The sequence below is a fragment of the Pseudonocardia sp. HH130629-09 genome, assembly GCF_001294645.1.
In the GTDB taxonomy this organism is placed as follows: Bacteria; Actinomycetota; Actinomycetes; order Mycobacteriales; family Pseudonocardiaceae; genus Pseudonocardia.
The window spans coordinates 5575670-5600417 of sequence record NZ_CP011868.1 but is presented as its reverse complement, the minus strand read 5'-3'; the positions used below and the strand labels follow the sequence as shown (position 1 = coordinate 5600417).

The following is a 24748-nucleotide window of genomic DNA, read 5'->3' as shown; positions in this document are numbered from 1 at the left end:
CTCGCCGGGGAGGCGTACGCTTTCGGTTGCGCACAACCGATCTCCCAGGGAGGGCCTCATGCCCCAGCTCAGCATCGGCACCGAGAGTGGCAGCCCGCTCGAGCTGCACTACACCGACCAGGGGTCCGGTGCGCCCGTCGTGCTGATCCACGGCTGGCCGCTCTCCGGCCGCTCCTGGGAGAAGCAGGTCCCGGCACTGGTCGAGGCCGGCCATCGGGTCGTCACCTACGACCGTCGCGGCTTCGGGCAGTCCTCGCAACCCTGGGACGGCTACGACTACGACACCTTCGCCGACGACCTGCACGCCCTGCTCGTGCACCTCGACCTGCGCGAGGCCACCCTCGTCGGGTTCTCGATGGGCGGCGGCGAGGTCGTCCGCTACATCGCGAAGCACGGCACCGACCGGGTCGCCCGCGCCGTGCTGGCCGCGGCCGTCCCGCCGTACCTGTACAAGTCCGACGACAACCCCGACGGCGGCCTCGACGACGCCACCATCGAGCAGTTCCAGGGCGGTGTGACCGGCGACCGGATCGCCTTCCTGGACGGGTTCACCACGAACTTCTTCGCCGCGGGTGACCGCACCGACCTGATCAGCGAGCCGAGCCGGGTCTACCACCGCACGATCGCCGAGTTCGCGTCGCCGAAGGGCACCCTGGACTGCATCGCCGCGTTCGGGCGTACCGACTTCCGCGGCGACGTGCAGAAGGTCTCCGACGCCGGCATCCCGACCCTGGTCATCCACGGCGACGCCGACGCGATCGTCCCGTTCGAGGTGTCCGGCAAGCGCTCCCACGAGTCGATCAAGGGCGCGCAGCTCGTGCTGATCGAGGGTGGCCCGCACGGCCTCAACGCCACCCACCCCGAGGAGTTCAACGCCGCCCTGCTCGACTTCCTGAAGGCCTGACCGCCCGTCCCCGGGTTCCGCTGTGGGCGGAAACCGGGGACGACGGGGACCGTCCGGTCCTACCGTGCCCCCATGAGCGAACCCCTCTGGCGGCACGCACTCGGCCGCGAGCTGCGACGACGCCGGCACGTCCGCGGCGAGACCCTGCACGCGACGGCCGGGCGCGCCGGGGTGTCACCGCAGTACCTCTCGGAGGTGGAGCGGGGCCGCAAGGAGCCCTCCAGCGAGATGATCGCCGCGGTCGCCGGGGCGCTCGGGACCGACCTGGCCGGGCTGACCCGCGGCGTCGCCGACGGTCTGGCGGCCGCGCCGCGACCCCGCGGCCCGCAGCGCGCCTACGCCCTCGCCGCCTGACCCTCACCGGCGTTCCCGGGTCCGTGGCGGCTGCGGCTCGAGCACCGTGTCGAGCAGGCCGTAGTCGCGCGCCGCGGCCGCGGTGAACACCCGGTCGTGGTCGGTGTCGGCACGCAGCCGTTCCACGGTCTGCCCGGTGTGGCGGGCCAGGATCTCCTCGATGTCGGCGCGGATCCGGACCAGCTCGTCGGCCTGCAGGATGAGGTCCGGGATGGACCCGCGGCCCTGCGCCGCGGGCTGGTGCAGCACGACCCGGGCGTGCGGCAACGCGCCCCGGCGGCCCTCGGTCCCGGCGGCGAGCAGCACCGCACCCACCGACACGGCCTGGCCGACGCACGTCGTCGCGACCGGGCAGCGGACGTGGCGCAGCGTGTCGTAGATGCCGAGCATCGCGCTGGGGTCCCCGCCCCCGCAGTTGACGTAGAGCTGCACCTCGCGGTCGGGGTCGTCGGCCTCGAGGAACAGCAGCTGGGCGATCAGCGCGTTCGCGACGCCCGCCTCGATCTCGGTGCCCAGGTAGACGACACGCTCGGTGAGCAGGTGGGAATAGACGTCGAGGACCCGCTCGCCGCTCGGGGTGCGGGCGATGACGTTCGGGATCGTGTAGGTGCTCATCGCCGTCACCGCCCCACGCCGAAGCCGGTCGGGACCGCACCGCGGCGCGGCACCACCTGGTCGAAGGAGTCCACGACGGCGTCGACGAAGCCGTAGTCGAGTGCCTCGGTCGCCGAGTACCAGCGGTCGTGCAGCGAGTCGGTGAAGATCCGGTCGACCGGCTGCCCGGTGTCCTGGGCGATCAGGCCGAGCACCGTGTCCCGGGTGTGGCGCAGGTCGTCGGCCTGCAGCTCGATGTCGACGGCGGTCCCGCCGATCCCCGACGAGCCCTGGTGCATCAGCACCCGCGAGTGCGGCAGCGCGCGCCGCTTGCCCGGCGTGCCCGCCGAGAGCAGGAACTGCCCGGCGCTGTAGGCGATGCCGAGCACGAGCGTCGACACGTCGCAGGGCACCAGCCGGAACAGGTCCCGCAGCGCCAGCATCGCCGGCACCGACCCGCCGGGCGAGTGGATCCAGAAGGCGATGTCGGCATCCGGGTCGCGGGCGGCCAGTGCCACGACCTGGGTGGCGAGCAGGGTGCCGTTGTCGTCGTCGAGGGGGCCGTCGAGCACGACGACCCGCTGGTCGTAGAGGTCGCGGCGGGCCCGGTCGTCGAAGCGGGGACTGCGTGGTGAGTCGCTCATGACCCCACCGTGGCCCGGGGACGGCCCGGTCCGCGCCCGGTTCTGCCCTGGGCAGCTCCGCCCAGGGCGAACGGAGGCCTCAGCCGTCGAGGGCGGCGACGGCCCGGCGGGCCGCGATCGGGTCGGCCGCGGCGCAGGCCGCCCTGGCCCGCTCCCGGCACTGCTCCACCGTCAGCCCGGCCAGGGTCGCCCCGACCGCGGCGAGCGCCCCCGAGCCCATCGACAGGCTCGCGACGCCGAGCCCCACCAGCACCGCGGCGAGTCCCGGGTCGGCCGCGGCCTCGCCGCACACCCCGACCGGGGTGCCGGTGCGCGCCGAGGCCTCGCCGAGCAGCCCGATCAGCCGCAGCAGCGCCGGCTGCCACGGGTCGTTGAGCGCGGCCACCGGACCGGACTGGCGGTCCGCGGCGAACAGGTACTGAGCCAGGTCGTTGGTGCCGACCGAGACGAAGTCGACCTCGGCCATGATCTCGTCGGCGGTGAGCACCGCGGCCGGGATCTCGATCATCACGCCGGCCTGGGTGATCCCGTGCGCCCGGCAGCGCTGCACGAACCAGCGCGCCTCCTCGGCGGTGGCGACCATCGGTGCCATCACCTTGAGCTCGACGTCGGTCTCCTTCGCCGCGGCGGCGAGCGCGGCGAGCTGGCGATCCAGCACGCCGTCGCCGTTGCCGGGGACGCGGGCGATCCGGAGACCACGCACGCCGAGGGCGGGGTTGGGCTCGCCGTCGAGCGACAGGAACGGCAGCGGCTTGTCCGCGCCGGCGTCGAGGGTGCGGGCGGTGACCGGCCTGCCGGCGAACGCGGACAGCACCGCGGTGTAGACCTCGCGCTGGGCGGCCTCGGTCGGCTCGTCGGCCGCGGAGAGGAACGCGAGCTCGGTGCGGAACAGACCGACGCCCTCGGCCCGCGCGTCCGCGGCCTTCACCGCACCGGGGCCGTCGCCGACGTTGGCCAGGACCGGCACGACCAGGCCGTCGGCGGTGCGGCCGACGCCGTCCCACTCGGCGGTGACCGAGGCGGCGGCGGCGAACGCGGTCGCCTCGTCCAGGGTGGCGACCTCGACGACCTCACCGGTCCCGCCGTCGACGGTCAGTGCGGCGCCCTCGGCGATCCCGGCCGCGCCCGCGCAGCCGACGACCGCGGGGATCCCCAGCGAGCGCGCGAGGATCGCGGTGTGGCTGGTCGGGCCGCCCTGCTCGGTGACCAGGGCGAGCGCGACTCCCGGCTTCAGCCCGGCGGTGTCGGCCGGGGCCAGGTCGGTCGCGACGAGCACGGCGGGCGCGTCCAGGTCGGCCACGCCCGGTGCGGGCAGCCCCAGCAGCTCGGCGACGATGCGGTCCCGCACGTCGTGGATGTCGCGGGCGCGCTCGGCCATGTAGCCGCCCATCGACGACAGCATCTCGGCGAAGGCGTTCGCCGCCTCCCACACCGCACGCGCGGCGGGCCGGCCCTGCCCGGTCACCAGATTCTCCGCGTTCTCCAGCAGCGTGGGGTCCCCGACCATCGACACGGTCGCCTCGAGCACATCCTTCGCGTCGCCGGTGACGGTCGCGGCGCGTGCGGTCAGGCGCTGCGAGACCAGCTCGACGGCCGGTGCGATCCGCGCGGCCTCGGCGGCGGCGTCGGCCGGGGCGGGACCGGCGGCCGGCTCGCCCGGCGGCTCGGCGACGCGGCCGCCGGCGCGGCCGGGGCTGGCAGGGATTCCGGTGAGGGCGGTCGTGCTCGGCATGGAGTGGCTCCCGGGGTTACGTCGGCGTGACCCGTTGACAAACACAGTAGAACCCACATACTCAGACACAAGCAAGCATCGAAGCGGGAGCGAACAAAGATGTACGCAGCGGAGCGTCAGCAGTGGCTGCTCGACCGGACCCGGGACCGGGGCCGGGTCGACGTGGCCGCCGTCGCCGAGGAGCTCGATGTCACCCCCGAGACGATCCGCCGGGACCTCGGGGCCCTGGAGCGCCAGGGGCTCGTCCGCCGGGTGCACGGCGGGGCGATCCCGTCGGACCTGCTGAACTTCGAGCCCGGGGTCGGCCAGCGCGACAGCCAGTTCGGCGCGGAGAAGGAGCGGATCGTCAAGGCCGCACTCGCCGAGCTGGGCACCGCCGCGACCGTCCTGCTCGACGCCGGGACCACGACCTCCCGGCTCGCGAGCACGCTGCCCCGCGAACGCGACGTCACCGTCGTCACCAACTCGCTGCCGATCGCCTCCTCGCTGGCCGGACGTCCGAACGTGGACCTGCGGCTGCTCGGCGGCCGGGTCCGCGGGACGACGCTGGCCACCGTCGACGACTGGGGCACCGAGGTGCTGGCCGGCCTGACGATCGACGTCGCCTTCCTCGGGACCAACGGCTTCTCCGTGGCCCGCGGCCTTACCACACCCGACACGGGCGAGGGCGCGACCAAGCGAGCGATGCTGCGCGCCGCGCGCCGCACCGTCGTCCTCGCCGACGCCAGCAAGTTCGGCTCCGACCAGTTCGTCCGCTTCGGCACGCTGGCCGAGGTCGACACGCTGATCACCGACACCGGCCTCGCCGCGGCGGACGCCGCCGTGCTCGAGGCCGCCGGCCCCAAGGTGGTACGCGCATGACACCCCGTTCCGTCCCCGCTCCGCGGATGTTCGTGACGGTCACCCCGAACCCGAGCCTGGACCGGACCATCGCGCTGCCGCACCTGGTGCGCGGCGAGGTCCACCGGGCCGGGTCGGTCCGGATCGACCCCGGTGGCAAGGGCGTCAACGTCGCCCGCGCCCTGGCCTCGGCCGGGCACCGCACGGTGGCCCTGATGCCGTCGGGTGCCACGCCCGGCGAGCGGCTGGCCGCGCTGCTGGAGCCGACCGACGTCACGACCGTCGCGGTGCCGATCACCGAGGCCACCCGGGTGAACATCACCCTGGTCGAGCCGGACGGCGTCACCACGAAGATCAACGAGCGGGGTCCGCACCTGTCCGCCGACGAGGTCGAGGCCCTGATGGACCGGGCCTGCGCGCTCGGCGCGGGCGCGACCTGGCTGGTGGGCTGCGGCTCGCTGCCCTCGGGTGTGCGCGACGACTTCTACGCCGAGCTGGTCCGGCGCTGCCGCCGGCCCGGCCTGCGGATCGCCGTCGACACCTCGGACGCGCCGCTGCAGCACGCCGTCACGGCGGCCCCCGACCTCGTGAAGCCCAACCACGCCGAGCTGGCCGAGCTCGTCGGGCGCCCCCTGGGCAGCCTCGGCGACGTGCTGCTGGCCGCCCGTGAGCTGCGGGCCCGCGGGATCGGCGCCGTCCTGGTCAGCCTGGGCGCCGGTGGCGCCCTGCTGGTCGACCGGTCCGGCGAGTACCACGCCCGGACCCCTCCGATCACCGTGCTCAGCACGGTGGGCGCCGGTGACTCCACCCTGGCCGGGTTCCTGGCCGCGGGCGGGGAGGGACCCGACGCCCTGCGCCACGCCGTGGCCTACGGCGCCGCCGCCTGCCGACTGCCCGGCTCCGCCACGCCGGGACCGGCCGACATCCGAATCGACGACGTCGAACTGGCACCCACGCCGGACGTCACCCTCGCTCTCACCGGAGATGCCGCATGACCGCACTGATCACCGCTGATCTGGTCGACCTCGACGTGCCGTCGGCCGACAGGAAGACCGCCGTCACCGCTCTCGCCGAGCGCCTCGTGCGGGCGGGCCGGGTCACCGACCTGGACACCTTCCTCGCCGACATCGAGGCCCGCGAGGCCCAGATGCCGACCGGCCTGGAGGGCGGCATCGGCATCCCGCACTGCCGCTCCGCGGCCGTCACCGAGCCGACCCTGGCCTTCGGCCGGGCTCCGTCGGGTGTCGACTTCGGCGCCGAGGACGGCCCCGCCGACCTCATCTTCATGATCGCCGCCCCGGAGGGCGGGAACACCGACCACATGACGGTGCTCGCCGCGCTGGCCCGTCGCCTGGTCCGTGCCTCGTTCAAGAACGAGCTCCGCAACGCCACCGACCCGGCCGCCGTCGCGACCTTCATCCAGCAGGAGGTGGGAGCATGAAGCTCCTCGCCGTCACCGCATGCCCGACGGGCATCGCCCACACCTACATGGCCGCCGAAGCCCTCGAGGTCGCCGCCGAGGAGGCGGGGCACGAGATCGTCGTCGAGACTCAGGGTTCGGCGGGCTCGACACCCTTCACCCAGGCCCAGCTCGACGAGGCCGAGGCGATCATCCTCGCCGCCGACGTCGAGGTGCGGGACAAGGAGCGCTTCGCGCACCTGCCGACCGTCACCTCCCCTGTCAAGAAGGCCATCGGCGGCGCGCCGGGCCTGATCGAGCAGGCCGTCGCGAAGGCCACCGCGCAGCCGAAGGGCTCGGCCGCGGCCGCCGTCCCGGCCCAGCGCGACGGGTCCGACCTGGACACCAAGAACTTCGGCTCGGGCTTCGGTTCCAAGCTCCGCGGCTGGCTGATGACCGGTGTCTCCTACGTCATCCCGTTCGTCGCGGCCGGCGGTCTGCTGATCGCGCTGGGCTTCGCGCTCGGCGGATACCAGATCAACGAGGCCCCCGACGTCGTCTCCTTCGACGACAACGGCGTCGCCTCGGTCGTGTTCGACGCGGGTGCGGTGCAGTCCTGGGCCGCGCTGTTCTTCCAGGTCGGCGGCCTGGCGTTCGGCTTCCTCGTCCCGGTCCTGGCCGGCTTCATCGCCTACGCCATCGCAGACCGCCCGGCACTGGTGCCCGGCTTCGTCGGCGGCATGATCGCCGTCCAGACCCATGCCGGGTTCCTCGGCGGCCTGGTCGCCGGCCTGCTCGCCGGCGCGGTCGTCTACGGCCTCAAGCTGTGGCAGCCGCCGCGCGCCCTGGCCGGGATCATGCCGGTGCTGGTGCTGCCGCTGATCGGCACCGCCGTCGTCGGCGCGATCATGTTCCTGGTCGTCGGCACGCCGCTCGCGGCCGCCACGACCGGCCTGACCAACTGGCTCAACGGCCTGTCGGGCACCAACGCGATCCTGCTCGGCGCCCTGCTCGGCCTGATGATGGCCTTCGACATGGGTGGTCCGGTCAACAAGGCCGCCTACGCCTTCGCCGTCGCCGGGCTGTCCACCGGGTCGGAGACCGCGCTGATGATCATGGCCGCGGTGATGGCGGCCGGCATGACCCCGCCGCTGGCGCTGGCCCTGGCCACGACCGTCCGCAAGAACCTGTTCACGAAGGTCGAGCAGGAGAACGGCCGCGCCGCCTGGCTGCTGGGCGCCTCGTTCATCACCGAGGGCGCGATCCCGTTCGCCGCGGGCGACCCGCTGCGGGTCATCCCGTCGCTGATGGCCGGGTCCGCGGTCGCCGGTTCGCTGTCGATGGCCTTCGGCGCGACGCTGCGCGCCCCGCACGGCGGCATCTTCGTGGTCCCGCTGATCGGCAACCCGTTCGCCTACCTGCTGGCGATCGTCGCGGGCACCCTGGTCTCCGCCGCCCTGGTCGTCGGCCTGAAGTCGGCCCGCCGCACCCCGGCCCCGGCCGCCGTCGAGCAGCCCGCCGCCGCCCCGGCCGCCGCGCCGGTCGCCGGCTGACACCCACCACCCACATCGAGAGGAACACCGACATGGCCGAGCGCCGCGTGAAGGTGGGATCGTCCGTCGGGCTGCACGCCCGCCCCGCCAACCTGTTCGTCACCGCCGCCAAGGAGCAGGGGGTGACGGTGCAGATCGGGACCGCCGACGGTGAGCGTGGACCGGTCGACGCTGCCTCCATCCTGTCCGTGATGGGCCTGGGCGTGCAGTCCGGCGAGGAGGTCGTGCTGACCTCCTCCGACGACGAGCAGGGCGAGGCCGCCGTCGCCGCCCTGGCCGAGCTGCTGGAGCAGGACCTCGACGCGAGCTGACCCCGCGTCACCCCGTACGACCCGGACGCCCCGCCACGCCTCCCGCGCGGCGGGGCGTCCGGTCGTCCGCGGCCCGCTCTGCCGCTGACGCTGCCGCCGAGAGGCACGTTTCCGCCCTCCCAGGGGCAGGAATGTGCGGTTCAGTCCCGGAGAACGGTCACCCCGCGCGGAGCCAGGGTTCCGGCCGGGCCGGCGAGCACCTCCGCCGCGCCGAGCGGCCCCAGGTCGACGGGGGCGTCGGTCCGGTTGACGACGAACCGGAACCCCTCGCGGCGGACCAGCTCCACCCGTCCCACCAGCTCGCCGGGCAGCTCGGACCCGATCCCGGCGGCGGACAGCAAGCGTCGCAGCAGCGGGGCACGGTCGGCGAGCCGGGTCGGGACGTAGGTCGCCGACCCGTCCCCGACCGGACGACGGGTCACCGCGGGCAGCCCGGCCGGGTCACCCGCGGCCGGGTCGGTGCCACCGCCGGTCCAGCGGGCGAGCACCTCGACGGCCGGGTCCACCACCTGCACGGCCTCGCTCCACAGGTCACTGGTGGAGCCGTCGTCGAGCTCCACGACAGCGTCCGGGTCGAGCGGGGCGAACTCCTCGACCCGGATGCCCAGCAGATCGCGCAGCGCGCCCGGGTAGCCGCCGAGGACGGCGTGCGCGTCGTCGTCGACGGTGCCCGAGAAGTAGGTGGCGACCAGGTGCCCGCCGGCCTCGACGTAGGCGGTCAGCGCGGCCGCGCGGTCCGGGCCGACCACGTGCAGCACCGGGGCGACGACCAGCCCGTAGCCGGACAGGTCGGCGTCGGCCGGCACGACGTCGGCCCGCACCCCGGCGTCGAGGAACGCCCGGTACCAGCCGAGCGCCTCGGCCTTGTAGCGCAGCTCGGCGGTCGGGGTGAACGGCTGCTCTGCGGCCCACCACGACGGCCAGTCCCACAGCACCGCGGCCGGCGCGGGGACCCGCCGCGCCCCGGCGACCGGGGCCAGCTCACGCAGTGTCGCCCCCAGCGCGGTCACGTCGCGGAACAGCGCCGAATCCGGCCCGGCGTGCGGCACCATCGCGGAGTGGAACTTCTCGGCGCCCGCCGCGGACTGGCGCCACTGGAAGAAGCAGAGCGCGTCGGCGCCGTGCGCGAGGTGGGTCAGCGCGTCGCGGGCGAGCTCCCAGGGGCGCTTCGCGCGGTTGACCGGCTGCCAGTTCACCGCCGACGTCGAGTGCTCCATCAGCCACCACGGGTGTCCGCCGGCGAGGTTGCCGGTGAGGTTGGCCGAGAAAGAGAGCTCGTCGCGGGCCTCCGGGCCGGGGAACACGTAGTGGTCGTTGGCGACGATGTCGACGTGCGGCGCCCACGTCGCGTAGTCCATGCCGCTCGTCTCGCCCATCACCATGAAGTTGGTCGTCACGGGCACGTCCGGGGTGAGCTCGCGCAGCAGGTCCCGCTCGGCGCGCAGGTGGTCGAGCAGGGCGTCGGAGGAGAAGCGGGCGAAGTCGAGCTGCTGGGTCGGGTTCGGGTGGGTGCCCGGGCCGGTGCGGCGCGGGGTGCCGATCTCGTCCCACTCGCCGTAGTGCTGGGACCAGAACGCGGTGCCCCAGGCCTGGTTGAGCCGGTCGAGGTCGCCGTAGCGGCGCTGCAGCCAGGCCCGGAACGCGCGCTGCGCGTCCTCGGAGTGGTCGTGGACGTCGTGGCAGCCCAGCTCGTTGGACACGTGCCAGGCGGCGAGCGCGGGATGGTCGCCGTAGCGGCGGGCGAGGCGCTCGACCAGGGCGAGTGCGTGGCGGCGGAACACCAGGGAGGTCGGGCGGTGGTGCTGGCGCCCGCCCGGGGCGAGGATCCGGCCGTCGGCGGCGACGGCGAGGATCTCCGGGTGCCGGTGGTGCAGCCACGGCGGGGGTGAGGCCGTCGCGGTCGCGAGGTCGACGGCGATCCCGCCCGCGTGCAGCAGGCCCAGCACGTCGTCGAGCCAACCGAGGTCCCAGCGGTCCGGTACGGGCTGCAGCAGCGCCCAGGAGAAGACGCCGACGGTCACGATCGTCACCCCGGCCTCGCGCATGAGCGCGACGTCGGACTCCCACACCGCGCGGCCACTGCTCGGGGTTGTAGTCGGCCCCGAACTCGATGCGAGGACGGGAGGCACCGGGGGTGCGACGCAGCCAGCCGGTCATGCACCCAGTGAGCCTTTTTCAACCTGCCGTTCCGGCAGCTCAGGGGCCTGGTTGTGTGGGTGCAGACGCCGAGCTAGCGAGCCGGTGACCTGTGCAGCTGTGGTCAGAGCAGTTGCGCTGCAACCTTCGCGATCTCCTGACGCAGGAGCTCGCTGGTCAGGTTGAAAAAGGCTCAGTGTGTCCGTGGCGATGTGCGATGTCGTGCGGATGCGTCCGACTTCGTGCAGATCAGGTTTCCCCGCGGTTACGGGCGGCGCCAGAGATGGCCCCGCCCCACGACGGCGAGGGACGATGCCGGGGCCCGACCCCCGTTCCCGACGACGCGAGCGGCCCGTCCCGAACCGCGTCACCGCGCGGAGAACCGGAGAGCCCGAGTGAGCCCCTCGGAGACCACCGCACTCGCCCCCGACTCGCTGGCCGCGCACTCGGGCGTCGTCAGCGAGAGTGAGCAGAAGGCGCTGCGCGCCGACATCCGGCGGTTGTCCACGATGCTCGGGCGGACGCTGTCCGACGAGGCCGGTCCCGAGGTCCTGGAGCTGGTCGAGAAGGTGCGACGGGCGGCCCGGGACTCCGCACGCGGCGAGGCGGGGCCGGACGTCGTCGCGGCCCTGCTCGACGGGATCGACACCGGTACCGCGGTGCTGCTGGCGCGGGCGTTCTCCCAGTACTTCCAGCTGGCCAACGTCGCCGAGCAGCTGCACCGGTCACGGGAGCTGCGGGAGCTGCGACCGGCCGACGCGCGACCGCTGCGGGCGGTGCTGCGCCGCCTGGCGACCGAGGCCGACCCGGACGAGGTCGCCGACGTGCTGGCCAGGGCCGAGCTGCGCCCGGTGTTCACCGCGCACCCGACCGAGTCGACCCGGCAGTCGGTGCTGGGCATCCTGCGCCGGGTCGTGGACGCGCTCGACGCCCAGGCGCCCGACGAGGAGCTCGCCGCCCTGGTCGACCTGCTGTGGCAGACCGACGACATCCGCCCCGGCAAGCCGATGGTGATCGACGAGGCACGCAACGTCGCCTGGTTCGCGGCCCGGCTCGGCGAGCGGACCGTCCCGGACCTGCTGGGCGAGTTCGCCAGGGAGGCCGCCGACGCCGGGCTGGAGATCCCCGCCGACGCCCGTCCGCTCGTGCTGGGGTCGTGGGTCGGCGGCGACCGCGACGGCAACCCCAACGTCACCCCGGCGGTGACCCGCGAGGTCCTGGAGCTCAACGCCGACCGGGCGATCCGGATCCACACCGCGCTGGTGGAGAAGCTGGTCTTCGAGCTGTCGGTGTCGACGCGGGTGATGGGCGTGTCGGAGGAGCTGCGCGGCTCGCTGGCCCGGGACCGGCGCGCGCTGCCCGCGGTGCACGACCGCTTCATCCGGCTCAACGCGCACGAGCCGTACCGGCTCAAGCTGTCCTACGTCGCGGCCCGGCTGGAGAACACCCGCCGGCGGATCGCGACCGGCGCCGCGCACGAGGCGGGCGTCGACTACCTGGGGTCGGCCGGCTATCTGGAGGACCTGCTGGTCGTGGACCGGTCGCTGCGCGGCCACCACGGCGCCCGGATCGCCGGCGGCACCCTGGCCAGGGCGATCCGCTCGGCCCGCGCGCTGGGCCTGCACCTGGTCGAGCTGGACGTGCGCGAGCACTCGCAGAAGCACCACGACGCGCTCGGGGCGGTGTTCGACGGACTCGGCGAGCTGGACCGGCCCTACTCCGAGCTGACCCGCGACGAGCGTCGGGAGCTCCTGTCGGCCGAGCTGCGGAACAAGCGGCCGCTGTTCCGTCGCCACTACGGCGTGCCCGAGGCCGCCGCACCGGTGCTGGACCTGTTCGACACGGTGCACGCGCTGCAGCACGAGTTCGGCGAGGAGGTCGTGCGGACCTACATCGTCTCGATGGCCCGCGACGTCGACGACCTGCTCGCCGTCGCCGTGCTGGCACGCGAGGCGTACATGGTCGAGATCGGCGACGACCCGCGCTCCTCGATCGACCTCGTGCCGCTGTTCGAGACGGTCGAGGAGCTGTCCCGGGCCGGGGAGCTGTTGGAGGGGCTGCTGTCGGACCCGGGGTACCGGCAGCAGGTCCGCAACCGCGGTGACCTGCAGGAGATCATGCTGGGGTACTCCGACTCCAACAAGGGCGCGGGGATCACCGCGTCGCAGTGGCAGATTCACCGGGCCCAGCGCCAGCTGCGTGACGTGGCCGCCGAGCACGGGGTGCGGCTGCGGCTGTTCCACGGCCGCGGCGGGTCGGTCGGACGCGGTGGCGGTCCGGCCGGCGAGGCGATCGCGTCGGCGCCGTTCGGGTCGGTCGACGCCACGATGAAGCTCACCGAGCAGGGCGAGGTCATCTCCGACAAGTACTCGCTGCCCAGCCTGGCGCACGACAACCTGGAGATCCTGCTGGCGTCGATGCTGGACGCGTCGCTGCTGCACCAGGCATCCCGCTGGCCCGCCGAGACCCTGAAGCGGTGGGACGAGGTCATGGACTGCGTGTCGGAGGCCGCCACCGCCACCTACCGGACCCTCGTCGACGACCCGGCCCTGCCGCTGTTCTTCACCGCGGCGACGCCGGTGGAGGAGCTGGGGCGGCTCAACGTCGGGTCGCGGCCGTCGAAGCGGCCGGGGCAGGGCGAGCCGACGCTCGACGACCTGCGCGCGATCCCGTGGGTGTTCGGCTGGACGCAGACCCGGATGGTGGTGCCCGGCTGGTACGGCCTGGGCTCGGGCCTGCGGGCCGCCCGCGAGGCGGGCTACGCCGAGGAACTGGCCGAGATGCGGGAGTGGGCGTTCTTCCGGAACCTGATCGGCAACGTGGAGATGACGCTGGCCAAGACCGACCTGCGGATCGCGTCGAACTACGTCGCGACGCTGGTCGACCCGGAGCAGCAGGGACTGTTCGCGCAGATCCGCGCCGAGCACGAGCTGACCCGCCGCGAGCTGCTCGCGGTGACCGGCGAGGACCAGCTGCTCGCCCGGCACCCGGTGCTGCGCGGCACGCTGTCCGTGCGCGACGCCTACCTGGAGCCGCTGCACCACCTGCAGGTCGAGCTGCTCGCCCAGCGCCGGGCCGCGGGGAACGACCCGGACCCCGACCTGGAGCGCGCCCTGCTCCTGACCATCAACGGGATCGCGGCCGGGATGAAGAACACCGGCTGAGCCCCGACACCCGGGCCGGGCCGGACGTCGGACCGGACCCGGGGCGGCACCGCCACGGCACCCGACCGGTACGTTCCGGACATGGAGCACGATCGGAACACACCCGGCCCCGAGGGCCCCGCGACCCGCCGGGTGGTCGCCTGGGTGCTGATCATCGCGCTGGCCGGGCTCCCGCTCAGCTACCTGGCCGGGACCGCCGGACCGCAGGTCGTCGTTGCGCTGGTGGTCGTCGCGCTGCTGGTCGGCGGCGTGGCGTTCTGGCTGCACCGCCGTACCCGCTGACCGGCCACCCGCCGGAACCGGTGCGGCCGCGGGCTGCTGGACTGCCCGGGTGCAGTACCGCCACGCCCCGGCCGCGAACCATGCGGCGCTCGACGCGGTGCTGGCGTCGGCACCGGGCCGCCCGACCCTCCCGGTCCGCCTGACGGTCGAGCTCGCCGGTCGCGCCCGCGCCCATCTGTCCGCCGACGCCCCGCTCACCGTGTGGGACCCGTGCTGCGGCGCCGGGGTGACCCTCACCGTGCTGGGCCTGCTCGAGGTCGGCATCACGCGTCTGGTGGGCACCGACGCCGACCCCGAGCCGCTCGACCTGGCCCGACGCAACCTCGCCCTGCTCGACCCCGGCGGTCTCACCGCCCGCGCCGCGGACCTCGACGCCCTCGCCGCCCGGCACGACAAGCCGTCCTACGCCGATGCCGCGACCGCCGCCCGGACCCTGGTCCCGGCGAGCACCCCGGCCTGGTCGGTCGCCGTCGCCGACGCCCGGGACACCGCTGCCGTCCGCGGTGTCCTCGCCGTGGCGTCCCCGGACGACACCGGCCCGGACCTCGTCCTGGCCGACCTGCCGCACGGGATCCGGACGACCTGGGCCGCCTCCCCCACCCGGCCTGGCGCGGCCGACACCCCGACCCCCGACGCCGGGCCCGCCCGCGCCGCCGCCGACCAGGACCAGGACCCCGGGGGCGAGTTCCTGCGCGCGGTCGCGACCGTGCTCCGCCCGGACGCCGTGGTGGTGGCCGTCGGACGTGGACGGACGGTGGCGTTGCCGCCGGGGGTCCGCCCCCTCGAACGGGTCCGTGTGGGGCACCGGGCCGCCGTCCTGGTGCGGGCGGGCGCGCTGCGGGAGGGCTGAACGGGGTGTGCCGGCGGGACGACGCGCCGCCACGACGGCGCGAACCGGTCCGCCGGCACCCTCCTTCCGAACTCGCTTACCGGGTAGGCGAGTTCGGATAACCAGGACCCCGCGCGGCGCCGAGCGGGGCCACCGCCCCGCAGGCTCGGAGGCCGCCGGCGCGTGCCCGTCCGGGGCGCGCCCCGGACGGCGGCGGTCCGGGCGTGGCGACCCGATCCCGGTCACACTGGACCCCGACCCGACACCGACACCGAGGACACGCCCGTGAGCACGATCGACCTGAACGCCGACCTCGGCGAGTCCTGGGGCCGGTGGACCCTCGGCGACGACGAGGCGATGCTCGGGCTCGTCACCTCGGCGAACGTCGCGTGCGGATTCCACGCCGGGGATCCCTCGACGCTGCGGGGCACGACCGCGGGGGCCGCCGGGGCGGGGGTCGTCGTCGGGGCGCAGGTGTCCTATCCGGACCTGCGCGGGTTCGGGCGCCGGTTCCTCGACGTCGAGCCCGACGCGCTGACCGACGACGTGCTCTACCAGATCGGCGGGCTCGAGGCGCTCTGCCGGGCCGCGGGCACCCGGGTCCGCTACGTCAAGCCGCACGGCGCGCTCTACAACGCCACGCGGACGCACACCGCACAGGCTCGCGCGGTCGTCCGGGCGGTGCTGGCGTACGACCCGTCGCTGCCGGTGCTCGGGCTGCCCGGGTCCGCGCTGCTCGCGGAGGCCGAGCGCGCCGGGCTGCGCGCGGTGGGCGAGTTCTTCGTCGACCGCGGCTACACCCCCGAGGGCGGGCTCGTCCCGCGTGGCGAGCCGGGCGCACTGCTCGACGACGCCACGGAGGCGGCCGAACGACTCGTCCGCATGGTCGGGACGGGGACGGTGCGCGCGGTGGACGGCAGCGAGGTCACCGTCCGCGCCGAGTCCGCCTGCCTGCACGGCGACTCCCCCGGTGCCGTCGCGACCGCCCGGCGGGTCCGTGACGAGCTCGCCCGGACCGGGATCGCCGTCGCACCGTTCGTGTGAGCGATGATCGGGCCATGACGAACGACCCGCACGCCTGGCTCGAGGACGTCACCGGCACCGAGGCCCTGGAGTGGGTGGCCCGGCGCAACGCCCGCACCGAGGCGCGGCTGACCGGCACCCCGCTGTTCACCGAGCTGGAGTCGGGGATCCGCGAGGTCCTCGACTCCAGCGACCGGATCCCGTTCGTCACCGCCCGCGGCGGGTACTACTACAACTTCTGGACCGACGAGCAGCACCCGCGCGGCCTGTGGCGGCGCACCACACCGGAGTCCTACCGGAGCGCCGACACCGAGTGGGAGGTGCTGCTCGACGTCGACGCGCTCAACGAGGCCGAGGGCGAGAACTGGGTCTGGCACGGCGCCCGGTTCCTGCGCCCGGACCTCGACCGCGCCCTGGTCGACCTGTCCCGCGGCGGCGCCGACGCCGACGTCACGCGCGAGTTCGACCTGCCGACCCGCACCTTCGTCGAGGACGGGTTCTCCCGTCCCGAGGCGAAGGGCGGGATGAGCTGGATCGACCGCGACACCGTCTACCTGTCCACCGACCTCGGTCCGGGCACCATGACGACGTCGGGCTACCCGCGCACGGTGCGCCGGCTGCGCCGCGGCGAGGCACTGGAGTCCGCCGAGCTGGTCTACGCCGGCGAGGAGACCGACCTCAGCATCTCGGCGTTCCGCGACCACACCCCGGGCTTCGAGCGGGACTTCCTGCGCCGGGCCCTGGCCTTCTACGCCGACGAGCTCCACCTGATCGGCGCGGACGGGAGCCTCACCAAGATCGACGTCCCGGACTCCGCGATGACCGACGTACACCGCGAGTGGTGCACCGTCGAGCTGCGCGAGGACTGGGGGTCGTTCACCGCGGGCTCGCTGCTCGCCGCCCGCTTCGACGACGTCCTGGCCGGCACCCCGGCCTGGGAGGTGCTGTTCGAGCCGTCCGGCTCGTCCTCGCTGGCCGGGTACACCTGGACCCGCCACCACCTCGTGCTCGACATGCTGGAACACGTCGTCGACCGGCTCGTCGTGCTCACCCCCGGCGAGCAGGGCTGGGAGCGGTCACCGTTCGTCGGGGCACCGGAGTTCGGGAGCGTCACGGTCGCCGCGGTCGACGCCGACGAGAGCGACGACGTCTGGCTGATCGTGACCGACCACCTGACCCCCTCGATGCTGTCGATCGCCACGGTCGGCGAGGCACCCCGGCCGCTGCGCAGCGCGCCCGCGTTCTTCGACGCGTCCCGCCACGTCATCGAGCAGCACTTCGTGACCAGCGACGACGGCACCCGCGTCCCCTACTTCCTGGTCCGGCCCACGGACCTGCCCTTCGACGGCTCCGCTCCGACGCTGCTCTACGGCTACGGCGGCTTCGAGATCCCGATGACGCCCGGCTACTCCGGCGCGACCGGCCGGTCCTGGCTGGAGCGCGGCGGCGTGTACGCGGTCGCGAACCTGCGCGGCGGCGGCGAGTACGGGCCGCGCTGGCACCGGGCGGCGCTGCGGGAGAAGCGCCCGCGCGCCTACGAGGACATGGCCGCCGTCGCACGGGACCTGATCGACCGCGGCATCACCTCACGCGCGCACCTCGCCGTGCAGGGCGGCAGCAACGGCGGGCTGATGGCGGGGAACATGCTGGTCCACTACCCCGAGCTGTTCGGTGCGGTGGTGATCCAGGTGCCGCTGCTGGACATGAAGCGCTACAGCCACCTGCTCGCCGGCGCCTCCTGGATGGCCGAGTACGGCGATCCGGACACCGACGACTGGGAGTTCATCCGGACGTTCTCGCCGTACCACCTGATCGACCCGGACGCCGACTACCCACCGACGATCCTGCTGACCTCCACCCGCGACGACCGGGTGCACCCCGGCCACGCCCGCAAGTTCACCGCCGCGCTGGAGGCCGCCGGCCACGACGTCACCTACTACGAGAACATCGAGGGCGGGCACGGCGGCGCCGCGGACAACGCGCAGGCCGCGAGGATGGCCGCACTGGCCTACGGATTCCTGTGGGAGAAGCTGGCATGAGCGACGTCGTGATCCGGGTGCGGGGCGAGCACGAGCGGCAGGTCCCCGCCGAGCGGGGTACCGCGCAGGTCGTCGTGGAGGCGCAGGGGCCCGAGGCCGCGGCGGTGCGGTCCGAGGTCGAGCGGGGCACCGCGGCGCTCGTCGCCGACGTGCGTACCCTGCACGACCCCGGCGCGGGCCCGGTCCGGCGCTACGTCGTCGACCAGGCCCGAAGCTGGGTCGAGCAGCCCTCGTTCGAGGGCCGGCCGCAACCGCCGGTGCACCACGCGTCGGTCTCGGTATCGGTGGAGTTCGACGACGTCGCCCGGCTCGGCGCCTGGCTGTCCGGGGTGGGCCGGTTCGCCGGCGCGCAGGTGCAGGGGATCTCCTGGGACCTTGCTCCGGAGCACCGCCGCGAGATCGAGCGGTCGGCCCGCCAGGACGCGCTGCGCCAGGCCGTCGAGCGCGCCCAGGACTACGCCGACGCCCTCGACCTGGGCCCCGTCGCGCCACGCTCGGTCGCCGACACCGGCATGCTCGGCGCGCACCAGCCGGTCGGGCTGAGCTTCAGCGCCCGCGCGATGTCCGCACCGGGCGGGTTCGCCGAGGCCGACGGTGCTCTCGGCACGCTCCTCGCCCCGGACGACATCACGGTCCGGGCCGAGGTCGAGGCCGAGTTCGTCGTGCACCGGGAGGGCTGAGCCCGCTCAGCCCTCCCGGGCCGCGATCTCGCCGTGCTCGGTGCGCAGCTCCCGCTTGAGGATCTTGCCGCTGGGGTTCTTCGGCAGCGCGTCGGCGAACACCACGTACTTGGGCCGCTTGTAGCCGGCGAGCTTCTCGCGGGCGTGCGCGTCGACCTGCTCGCGGGTCAGCGTCACGCCCTGCTTCGGCACCACGACCGCGGTGACGGCCTCGATCCAGTGCGGGTGGCTGACGCCGAACACGGCGACCTCGGCGACACCCTCGAGCAGGTAGAGCGCCTCCTCCACCTCGCGGGAGGCGACGTTCTCCCCACCGGTCTTGATCATGTCCTTCTTGCGGTCGACGACGGACAGGTACCCGTCGGCGGTCATCACGCCCAGGTCGCCGGAATGGAACCAGCCACCGGCGAACGCCTCGGCGGTCTTCTCCTCGTTCTCGTAGTACCCCAGCGTCACGTGCGGGCTGCGGTGCACGATCTCGCCGACCTCTCCCGGCCCGACCTCGTTGCCCTCGTCGTCGACGACGCGCGTCTCGACGTTCAGCGACGCCCGCCCGGCCGACCCGGCGTGGCTGAGCTGCTCGTCCGGGCCGAGCAGGGTGGCCAGCGGGGAGGTCTCGGTCTGGCCGTAGAAGTTCCACAGCCGCACCTCGGGGAGCCGCCGGGACAGCTCCTGCAGCACCTCGACCGGCATCGCCGCGGCACCGTAGTAGCCCTTGCGCAGGCTCGACAGGTCCCGGGTGTCGAAGTCCGGGTGGCGCAGCAGCGAGATCCAGACCGTCGGCGGGCAGAAGAGCTTGGTGACCTTCTCCCGCTCGATCGTCTCCAGCAGCCGGGCCGGGTCCGGTGCCGGGAGGATGATGCTGGTGGCGCCCAGGTAGACGTCGACGGACAGGAAGCAGTCCAGCTGCGCGCAGTGGTAGAGCGGCAGCGAGTGCAGCTCGACGTCGTCGTGCTCCATGCCGCCGTCGACGACGCACGACATGTACTGGGCGATCAGCGATCGGCTGGGCAGCATGACGCCCTTGGGCCGCGACTCGGTGCCGGAGGTGTACATGAGGCGCAGCGGGTCGTCGTCGGCGATGTGCACGTCGGGCTCGCCGGGGTCGCCGTCACCGTCGATCCAGGCGTCCAGGTCGGCCCAGTCCCCGGTCGGTGCCTGCCCGGACAGCCCGATCCAGGCCCGGACCGACGCCGGCTCCGAGGACTGCGCGAGCGCCTTCTCCCCGGTCACGGCCAGCGCGTCCTCGACGACGAACGCTCTCGCCCCGGAGTGGTCGAGGATGAACGCGATCTCCTCGGCGTTCAGCATGAAGTTGATCGGCACGAGCACGACGCCGAGCCGCGCGGTGGCGTAGACGAGCACCGCGAACTGGCTGCAGTTGTGCGAGAGCAGCGCGAGCCGGTCGCCCTTGACCAGGCCCTGACCGGCCAGTGCGGCGGCGCAGCGGTTCACCGCGGCGTCGAACTCGGCGAAGGTCCAGCGGGTCTCACCGTCGACGACCGCGGTCTTGCCCGGGTACCGGACGGCCGTCCGGTGCAGCAGGTCCCCGAGCGTGTGCCGGCGCACCCGCCGGATCGACGCCGCGGTCAACTCACTGAACTCGGTAGCACCGTTGCCCATGGGCGCATCCTGCCCGAGGACACCCCCGTCGTCACCTACGACCGTTCTCCGCGGATCCGACGACGTCGGCGGGGTCCGTGGCTTCCGCGCCGTCCGCGCCGTCCGCGGCGTGCCCGGCCGGGACCCAGATCCCGGTCGGCTCGTCCCGCCCGCGCAGCGTCACCGACTCCGATGCCCGCCACCGCGCGGCCTCGCTCCCGGCGACGTCGACGGCCCGGGCGGCCGCGACGACCCGCCCCGGCACCGACTTCGCCAGCTCGGTGAGCCGCGCCGCCTCGTTGACCGGGTCGCCGATCACCGTGTACTCGAAACGGCGCGGGTCGCCGATGTTGCCGGCCACCGCGTCGCCCGCGGAGACACCGATGCCGGCCTCGATCTCGGGCATCTCCTCGGCGAGGCGGGCGCCCAGGCAGCGGGCGGCGCTCAGCGCGGCGCCGGGGGCGTCGTCGAGGTCGAGCGGGGCGCCGAACACGGCGAGCGCGGCGTCGCCCTCGAACTTGTTGATCCACCCGCCGGCCTGCTCGACGCACTCGACGACCACCCCGAAGAAGCGGTTCAGCACCGCCACGACCTCTTCGGGCGGGCGGCGGGCGGCCATCGTCGTCGAACCGACGAGATCGACGAACAGCACCGCGACCGGCCGCACCTCGCCGCCGAGCCGGATGCCGTCACCACGCGCCGACGCGGCCTCGGCGACGTCGCGGCCGACGTGGCGGCCGAACAGGTCACGGATCCGCTCCCGCTCGCGCAGCCCCTCGACCATGCTGTTCGTCCCGGCCTGGAGCTGTCCGAGCTCGGTGTTGTCGTAGACGGGCAGGCTCACGTCGAGATCACCGTTCTGCACACGGGCCAGTGCACGGCGCACGGCCAGCACCGGGTCGGCGATGGCGCGGGCGGCCCCGAGCGTCGTGATCAGTCCGACCCCGATCGCCGTGCCCCCCAGCGCGAGCATGGTGACCGCGAGCTGGGTGGGCGAGGAGTCCCCGAACACTAGGGCGACGAGCCCGGCCAGCATGATCCCGGAGATCGGGACCGCGGTGCCGAGCGCCCAGAACCCGACCGAGCGCAGCATGACCCCGGTGATCAGGCGACGCCGCTTCGGCGGCCGCCCGGACAGCACCCGGGCCGCGGCGCGGCGCAGGATCCGCTCGACCAGCAGGTAGGACAGGGCCGAGGTGGTCACGCCGCCGATCAGCACGGTGGCGGTGACCGAGAAGCCCAGCCGCCCGGAGTAGCGCAGGTTCAGGAAGCAGAACAGGACCGCGCCGACCACCCACAGCAGGGCGACCATCGACGAGATGCGGGCGGGTGCCCGCAGCACCAGCTGCCGCTCGTCCGCCTGGGGGTCCCGCGAGGAGCGACGCACGGTCAGCTTCCGGCGGCCGAACCAGATCCCGACCGGGACCGCGACGAGCAGGTAGATCGCGAGCACGACGAGGTTGACCAGCCGGATCTCGACGGCGTCGAGCAGCTGTTCCCGGGGAAGCACGAAGGCCGCGATGACCAGCACGACGGCCGCGCCGATGACGTTCGCCGACGCCACGACGAGGGCCAGCAGCGCTCGTACCGGCAGGCCGACGACCTGGCGGCCCGGCCGCGTCGCGGGTCGCTGCGCATCCATGCGGCGAGTCTAGGCCGATCGAGTGAGCCCGGTCGCCGGAGACGGGAGGACGCCCGCCACCACGGTGCTGCGCAACAGGATGGCCGCCCACCCTCCGCACTCCCCCCACTGGGCCGAACATGCGACATCCCCTCTCCGATCGCGTGCTCCCGCCGGGCCGACGTTGTGGCCCGCACCTCACGGGCACTGGCTCCGGGTAGGACGCACGTCACCGACGGCCCGGCTCGCGCCGGGTCGTCACACAGAGGGGAACACCGGATAACCAGCACGTACGGCAGGACCGCGGGCGGACCGGCGGAGCACGCGGGCGCCCCCCGGGCACGCCGACCCCGCGCACACCGACACCCTGCACACCGAGCACCGGCACGAGCACCCGACCGTGGACCCCCGTACGGGCGGTGTCCACCACGCGGGCGGTGTCCCGATCGCCGGCGGCCCACGGCTGGACCGCATCCGCTGGGGCGCGGTGTGGATCGGGGCGCTGACCACGTTCGCAGTCAACATCGTCCTGCAACTGCTGTTCTCCGCCTTCGACTGGCTCACCATCGGTGGCGCCCCCGGCACGACGACGACGGCGGCCGTGGTCTCGGTGGTGATCGGTCTGCTCGCGTTCTTCCTCGGCGGGATGGCGACCGGCTCGTCGACGGGCTGGGACAACCCGGCCGACGGCGTGGTCAACGCCCTGGCCGTCTGGGTCCTGACCACGATGCTGCTGGTCGGGCCGGCCCTGGCCGGGGGCGGCGCGCTCGCCGGCTACGCCGGTTCGGCGTTCCCCGGCCTCGGCGCGGGTGGCGCGGGTGTCGTCGGCCTCGCCCGTGAGGCCGCGGGCTGGTCGGTCCTGGCGATGGGTGTCTCGGCCGTCGCCGCGGCGATCGGCGGCGCCGTCGGTGCCCGCATGTGGCCGGGCGCCGCGCAGCGGACCGCCCGCGTCTGACCCGCCGGGCGCCCTCCGCGGCGCCCCAGGCACGTCGACCGCCCCCGTCCCCGTCGCCACCGCGACGGGGACGGGGGCGTCGTCGTGTCCGGGTGGTGAGGTGGAGCCCGGATCTCCACCCGGGGTCGATCCCGGGGTGGATCCGGCGGGGGCCCTCGCGCGGAAGTGTCGGAGAGGTCCGACCCCCGCGACGGCAGGAGCCATCCGATGACCACGACCACTCCCTCGACCGCGCCTGCGCCCGCCGCGGGCCGTGGCACCGTGCTGCGGCAGACGGCGATCCCGCTGCTGGTGGACGCAGGGCTGCCGTACCTGGTCTACGTGGTGCTGACCGGACAGGGCATGTCCGACGTCACCGCGCTGGCCTGGTCCGCGCTGCCGCCCGCGCTGAACGTCCTGGTGCAGGCGGTGCGGCACCGCCGGCTCAACCCGGTCGGGGTGATCGTGCTGGTCACCATCGCGGCCGGGCTGGTGACGTCGCTGCTCAGCGGCGACGCCCGGTTCGCCGTCGCCCGCGACGCGATCCAGAGTGTCGCGTTCGGACTCCTGCTCGCCGGGTCGCTGGTGGTCGGGCGTCGCCCGCTGATGTTCCACGTGTGCCGGTTCTTCGGCGGCGCCCAGCGCCCCGACCTGCCCGCGCTGATGGAACGCCAGTGGGACGCCAACCCGGTGTTCCGCCGGACGCTGCGCCGCGCGACCGGGGCCGCCGCCCTGGTCATGGCACTGGAGGCGGCCCTGCGGATCACGCTGGCCTACACACTGGCGCCGGTGGCGGCTCTGCCGATCCTGTCGGTGCAGTCGGTCGTGGTGTGGACAGCGATGTCGGCGCTGCTGGTCGTCAGCGTGAAGCGGGCGGTACGGGCGGGTCGCTGACCGGCCGAGCGGGCAGCTCACCGTCGGAGACGACGGCGCTCACGGCCGGAGCCCCGCGAGCCGCTCGGCGGCCTGCTCCAGCACCTCGTCGCGCTTGCAGAAGGCGAACCGCACGTACGGCCGGTGTGTCGCGGCAGCCTGCGGCGACGGGCAGAACACCGACACCGGGACGGCCGCGACCCCGCACAGGCCGGGGAGCTTCCAGGCCAGGTCGACGCCGTCGTCGTAGCCGAGCTGGCGCGGGTCCGCGGTCACGAAGTAGGTGCCGCGCGGGGTGAGCACGTCGAACCCGGCCGCCCGCAGCCCGTCGGCCAGCAGGTCGCGCTTGCGGGTGAGATCGGCCGCGAGGCCGGTGTAGAAGTCGTCGCCGAGGCCGAGGGCGTGCGCGACGGCCGGCTGGAACGGCGCCCCGCCGTGGAAGGTGAGGAACTGCTTGACCGCGCGCGGGGCGGCGACCAGCTCGGACGGGCCGTGCACCCAGCCGACCTTCCAGCCGGTCACCGAGAAGGTCTTCCCGGCCGAAGAGATCGTGAGGGTGCGGTCGGCGAGGCCGGGCAGCGACGCCATCGGGACGTGCTGCGCGTCGTCGAAGACCATGTGCTCGTACACCTCGTCGGTGACGACCACCGCGTCGTGGGCGACCGCGAGCTCCCCGACCCGGGTCAGCTGGTCGCGGGTGAGCACCGCGCCGGTCGGGTTGTGCGGGGTGTTGACCAGCACCACCCGGGTGCGGTCGGAGAACGCGGCGGCCAGCGCGTCGTCGTCGAAGCCGAACCCGGGCGGGAGCAGCGGCACGGTGCGCAGCGTGGCGCCGGCCAGCGCGACGGCCGCGGCGTAGGAGTCGTAGGCCGGCTCGAACGCGACGACCTCGTCGCCGGGTCCGCAGAGTCCGAGCAGGGTCGCGGCGATCGCCTCGGTCGCCCCCGTGGTGACGACGACGTCGGCCGGGTCGACCTCGAGGCCGTACCAGCGGTGCTGGTGGGCCGCGACGGCCTCGCGCAGCGCGGGCACACCCGGGCCGGGCGGGTACTGGTTGCGGCCGCGCTCGGTGATGTTGGCGGCCGCGTCGGCGAGCAGCGAGGCCGGACCGTCGGTGTCCGGGAAGCCCTGGCCGAGGTTGATCGCACCGGTCTCGACCGCGAGGCGGGAGATCTCGGTGAAGATCGTCGAGGTGAACGGGCGCATGCGCTCGACCAGCATGGGCCCGACACTA

Annotated in this window: 22 protein-coding genes; 15 read left to right on the top strand and 7 right to left on the bottom strand. The window is 74.1% G+C overall.

Annotation, left to right across the window (positions count from 1 at the left end; all coding sequences use genetic code 11):
* The first annotated feature begins 58 nt into the window (after nt 1–58).
* Together XF36_RS26165 and XF36_RS26160 are read left to right on the top strand one after the other, a co-directional pair.
* Nucleotides 59–904, top strand: coding sequence for an alpha/beta fold hydrolase (locus XF36_RS26165; RefSeq protein ID WP_060714016.1), 846 nt, complete (start codon nt 59–61; stop codon nt 902–904).
* A gap of 72 nt (nt 905–976) precedes the next feature.
* Nucleotides 977–1258 carry a helix-turn-helix domain-containing protein gene (locus XF36_RS26160; protein ID WP_060714015.1) on the top strand — a complete coding sequence of 94 codons (282 nt, stop codon included), beginning with the start codon at nt 977–979 and terminating at the stop codon, nt 1256–1258.
* Between the two features lie 3 nt (nt 1259–1261).
* Here XF36_RS26160 and XF36_RS26155 read toward each other — a convergent pair whose 3' ends face one another.
* The 3 genes from XF36_RS26155 to XF36_RS26145 form a co-directional block, all read right to left on the bottom strand.
* Nucleotides 1262–1873, bottom strand: a complete 612-nt coding sequence (locus XF36_RS26155; protein WP_060714988.1) for a ClpP family protease — start codon at nt 1871–1873, stop codon at nt 1262–1264.
* 5 nt (nt 1874–1878) lie between these two features.
* On the bottom strand, nt 1879–2496 hold the full coding sequence (locus tag XF36_RS26150; protein WP_060714014.1) for a ClpP family protease: 618 nt from the start codon (nt 2494–2496) through the stop codon (nt 1879–1881).
* A 79-nt stretch (nt 2497–2575) separates the two neighbouring features.
* Complete coding sequence (locus tag XF36_RS26145; protein WP_060714013.1) at nt 2576–4228, bottom strand: putative PEP-binding protein; 1653 nt, start codon at nt 4226–4228, stop codon at nt 2576–2578.
* A gap of 99 nt (nt 4229–4327) precedes the next feature.
* Between XF36_RS26145 and XF36_RS26140 the strand changes: the two genes are divergently transcribed.
* The 5 genes from XF36_RS26140 to XF36_RS26120 are packed head-to-tail and all read left to right on the top strand — an operon-like array spanning nt 4328 to nt 8331.
* Nucleotides 4328–5089, top strand: a complete 762-nt coding sequence (locus XF36_RS26140; protein ID WP_060714012.1) for a DeoR/GlpR family DNA-binding transcription regulator — start codon at nt 4328–4330, stop codon at nt 5087–5089.
* A 26-nt stretch (nt 5090–5115) separates the two neighbouring features.
* Nucleotides 5116–6063, top strand: a complete 948-nt coding sequence (gene pfkB / locus XF36_RS26135) for a 1-phosphofructokinase (RefSeq protein WP_060714011.1) — start codon at nt 5116–5118, stop codon at nt 6061–6063.
* Nucleotides 6060–6509 carry a PTS sugar transporter subunit IIA gene (locus XF36_RS26130; RefSeq protein WP_060714010.1) on the top strand — a complete coding sequence of 150 codons (450 nt, stop codon included), beginning with the start codon at nt 6060–6062 and terminating at the stop codon, nt 6507–6509. Before pfkB ends, XF36_RS26130 begins: the two co-directional genes overlap by 4 nt.
* Nucleotides 6506–8020 carry a PTS fructose transporter subunit IIC gene (locus XF36_RS26125; RefSeq protein ID WP_060714009.1) on the top strand — a complete coding sequence of 505 codons (1515 nt, stop codon included), beginning with the start codon at nt 6506–6508 and terminating at the stop codon, nt 8018–8020. Before XF36_RS26130 ends, XF36_RS26125 begins: the two co-directional genes overlap by 4 nt.
* A gap of 32 nt (nt 8021–8052) precedes the next feature.
* On the top strand, nt 8053–8331 hold the full coding sequence (locus XF36_RS26120; protein ID WP_060714008.1) for an HPr family phosphocarrier protein: 279 nt from the start codon (nt 8053–8055) through the stop codon (nt 8329–8331).
* Nucleotides 8332–8471: 140 nt separating this feature from the next.
* Here XF36_RS26120 and XF36_RS26115 read toward each other — a convergent pair whose 3' ends face one another.
* Nucleotides 8472–10400, bottom strand: coding sequence for a beta-galactosidase (locus tag XF36_RS26115; protein ID WP_238589026.1), 1929 nt, complete (start codon nt 10398–10400; stop codon nt 8472–8474).
* 462 nt (nt 10401–10862) lie between these two features.
* Here XF36_RS26115 and ppc point away from each other — a divergent pair, with 462 nt between their 5' ends.
* The 6 genes from ppc (at nt 10863) to XF36_RS26085 (ending at nt 18484) form a co-directional block, all read left to right on the top strand.
* Nucleotides 10863–13631 carry a phosphoenolpyruvate carboxylase gene (gene ppc, locus XF36_RS26110; protein WP_082375662.1) on the top strand — a complete coding sequence of 923 codons (2769 nt, stop codon included), beginning with the start codon at nt 10863–10865 and terminating at the stop codon, nt 13629–13631.
* 81 nt (nt 13632–13712) lie between these two features.
* Nucleotides 13713–13913: a hypothetical protein gene (locus tag XF36_RS26105; RefSeq protein ID WP_020621693.1), complete on the top strand. Its 201-nt coding sequence runs from the start codon at nt 13713–13715 to the stop codon at nt 13911–13913.
* 49 nt (nt 13914–13962) lie between these two features.
* The gene (locus XF36_RS35020; RefSeq protein WP_060714007.1) at nt 13963–14763 is read left to right on the top strand and encodes a hypothetical protein; all 801 of its coding nucleotides are present in this window, start codon (nt 13963–13965) and stop codon (nt 14761–14763) included.
* 264 nt (nt 14764–15027) lie between these two features.
* Nucleotides 15028–15786, top strand: a complete 759-nt coding sequence (locus XF36_RS26095) for a LamB/YcsF family protein (protein WP_060714006.1) — start codon at nt 15028–15030, stop codon at nt 15784–15786.
* A 14-nt stretch (nt 15787–15800) separates the two neighbouring features.
* Complete coding sequence (locus XF36_RS26090) at nt 15801–17804, top strand: prolyl oligopeptidase family serine peptidase (protein WP_082375661.1); 2004 nt, start codon at nt 15801–15803, stop codon at nt 17802–17804.
* On the top strand, nt 17801–18484 hold the full coding sequence (locus XF36_RS26085; RefSeq protein ID WP_060714004.1) for an SIMPL domain-containing protein: 684 nt from the start codon (nt 17801–17803) through the stop codon (nt 18482–18484). The genes XF36_RS26090 and XF36_RS26085 overlap by 4 nt, the downstream gene beginning before the upstream one ends.
* A gap of 6 nt (nt 18485–18490) precedes the next feature.
* Here XF36_RS26085 and XF36_RS26080 read toward each other — a convergent pair whose 3' ends face one another.
* Both XF36_RS26080 and XF36_RS26075 read right to left on the bottom strand, forming a co-directional pair.
* The gene (locus XF36_RS26080) at nt 18491–20107 is read right to left on the bottom strand and encodes an acyl-CoA synthetase (RefSeq protein WP_060714003.1); all 1617 of its coding nucleotides are present in this window, start codon (nt 20105–20107) and stop codon (nt 18491–18493) included.
* 31 nt (nt 20108–20138) lie between these two features.
* Nucleotides 20139–21728, bottom strand: a complete 1590-nt coding sequence (locus XF36_RS26075) for an adenylate/guanylate cyclase domain-containing protein (protein WP_082375660.1) — start codon at nt 21726–21728, stop codon at nt 20139–20141.
* 379 nt (nt 21729–22107) lie between these two features.
* Here XF36_RS26075 and XF36_RS26070 point away from each other — a divergent pair, with 379 nt between their 5' ends.
* Together XF36_RS26070 and XF36_RS26065 are read left to right on the top strand one after the other, a co-directional pair.
* Nucleotides 22108–22662 (top strand): hypothetical protein, encoded by a 555-nt coding sequence (locus XF36_RS26070; protein WP_060714002.1) that lies wholly within the window; start codon nt 22108–22110, stop codon nt 22660–22662.
* 207 nt (nt 22663–22869) lie between these two features.
* Nucleotides 22870–23535: a VC0807 family protein gene (locus XF36_RS26065; protein ID WP_060714001.1), complete on the top strand. Its 666-nt coding sequence runs from the start codon at nt 22870–22872 to the stop codon at nt 23533–23535.
* 39 nt (nt 23536–23574) lie between these two features.
* On the opposite strand, the gene XF36_RS26060 is transcribed toward XF36_RS26065, so the two are convergent.
* Nucleotides 23575–24735 (bottom strand): pyridoxal phosphate-dependent aminotransferase, encoded by a 1161-nt coding sequence (locus tag XF36_RS26060; RefSeq protein ID WP_060714000.1) that lies wholly within the window; start codon nt 24733–24735, stop codon nt 23575–23577.
* Nucleotides 24736–24748 lie beyond the last annotated feature (13 nt).

Coding starts and splice junctions, on each gene's coding strand:
- XF36_RS26145 (WP_060714013.1), bottom strand. CDS start 4,228: ATGCCGAGCACGACCGCCCTCACCGGAATCCCTGCCAGCCCCGGCCGC.
- XF36_RS26085 (WP_060714004.1), top strand. CDS start 17,801: ATGAGCGACGTCGTGATCCGGGTGCGGGGCGAGCACGAGCGGCAGGTC.
- XF36_RS26140 (WP_060714012.1), top strand. CDS start 4,328: ATGTACGCAGCGGAGCGTCAGCAGTGGCTGCTCGACCGGACCCGGGAC.
- XF36_RS26155 (WP_060714988.1), bottom strand. CDS start 1,873: ATGAGCACCTACACGATCCCGAACGTCATCGCCCGCACCCCGAGCGGC.
- XF36_RS26125 (WP_060714009.1), top strand. CDS start 6,506: ATGAAGCTCCTCGCCGTCACCGCATGCCCGACGGGCATCGCCCACACC.
- XF36_RS26150 (WP_060714014.1), bottom strand. CDS start 2,496: ATGAGCGACTCACCACGCAGTCCCCGCTTCGACGACCGGGCCCGCCGC.
- XF36_RS26165 (WP_060714016.1), top strand. CDS start 59: ATGCCCCAGCTCAGCATCGGCACCGAGAGTGGCAGCCCGCTCGAGCTG.
- XF36_RS26160 (WP_060714015.1), top strand. CDS start 977: ATGAGCGAACCCCTCTGGCGGCACGCACTCGGCCGCGAGCTGCGACGA.
- XF36_RS26080 (WP_060714003.1), bottom strand. CDS start 20,107: ATGGGCAACGGTGCTACCGAGTTCAGTGAGTTGACCGCGGCGTCGATC.
- XF36_RS26130 (WP_060714010.1), top strand. CDS start 6,060: ATGACCGCACTGATCACCGCTGATCTGGTCGACCTCGACGTGCCGTCG.
- XF36_RS26065 (WP_060714001.1), top strand. CDS start 22,870: ATGACCACGACCACTCCCTCGACCGCGCCTGCGCCCGCCGCGGGCCGT.
- XF36_RS26060 (WP_060714000.1), bottom strand. CDS start 24,735: ATGCTGGTCGAGCGCATGCGCCCGTTCACCTCGACGATCTTCACCGAG.
- XF36_RS26075 (WP_082375660.1), bottom strand. CDS start 21,728: ATGGATGCGCAGCGACCCGCGACGCGGCCGGGCCGCCAGGTCGTCGGC.
- XF36_RS26105 (WP_020621693.1), top strand. CDS start 13,713: ATGGAGCACGATCGGAACACACCCGGCCCCGAGGGCCCCGCGACCCGC.
- XF36_RS26120 (WP_060714008.1), top strand. CDS start 8,053: ATGGCCGAGCGCCGCGTGAAGGTGGGATCGTCCGTCGGGCTGCACGCC.
- pfkB (WP_060714011.1), top strand. CDS start 5,116: ATGTTCGTGACGGTCACCCCGAACCCGAGCCTGGACCGGACCATCGCG.
- XF36_RS26090 (WP_082375661.1), top strand. CDS start 15,801: ATGACGAACGACCCGCACGCCTGGCTCGAGGACGTCACCGGCACCGAG.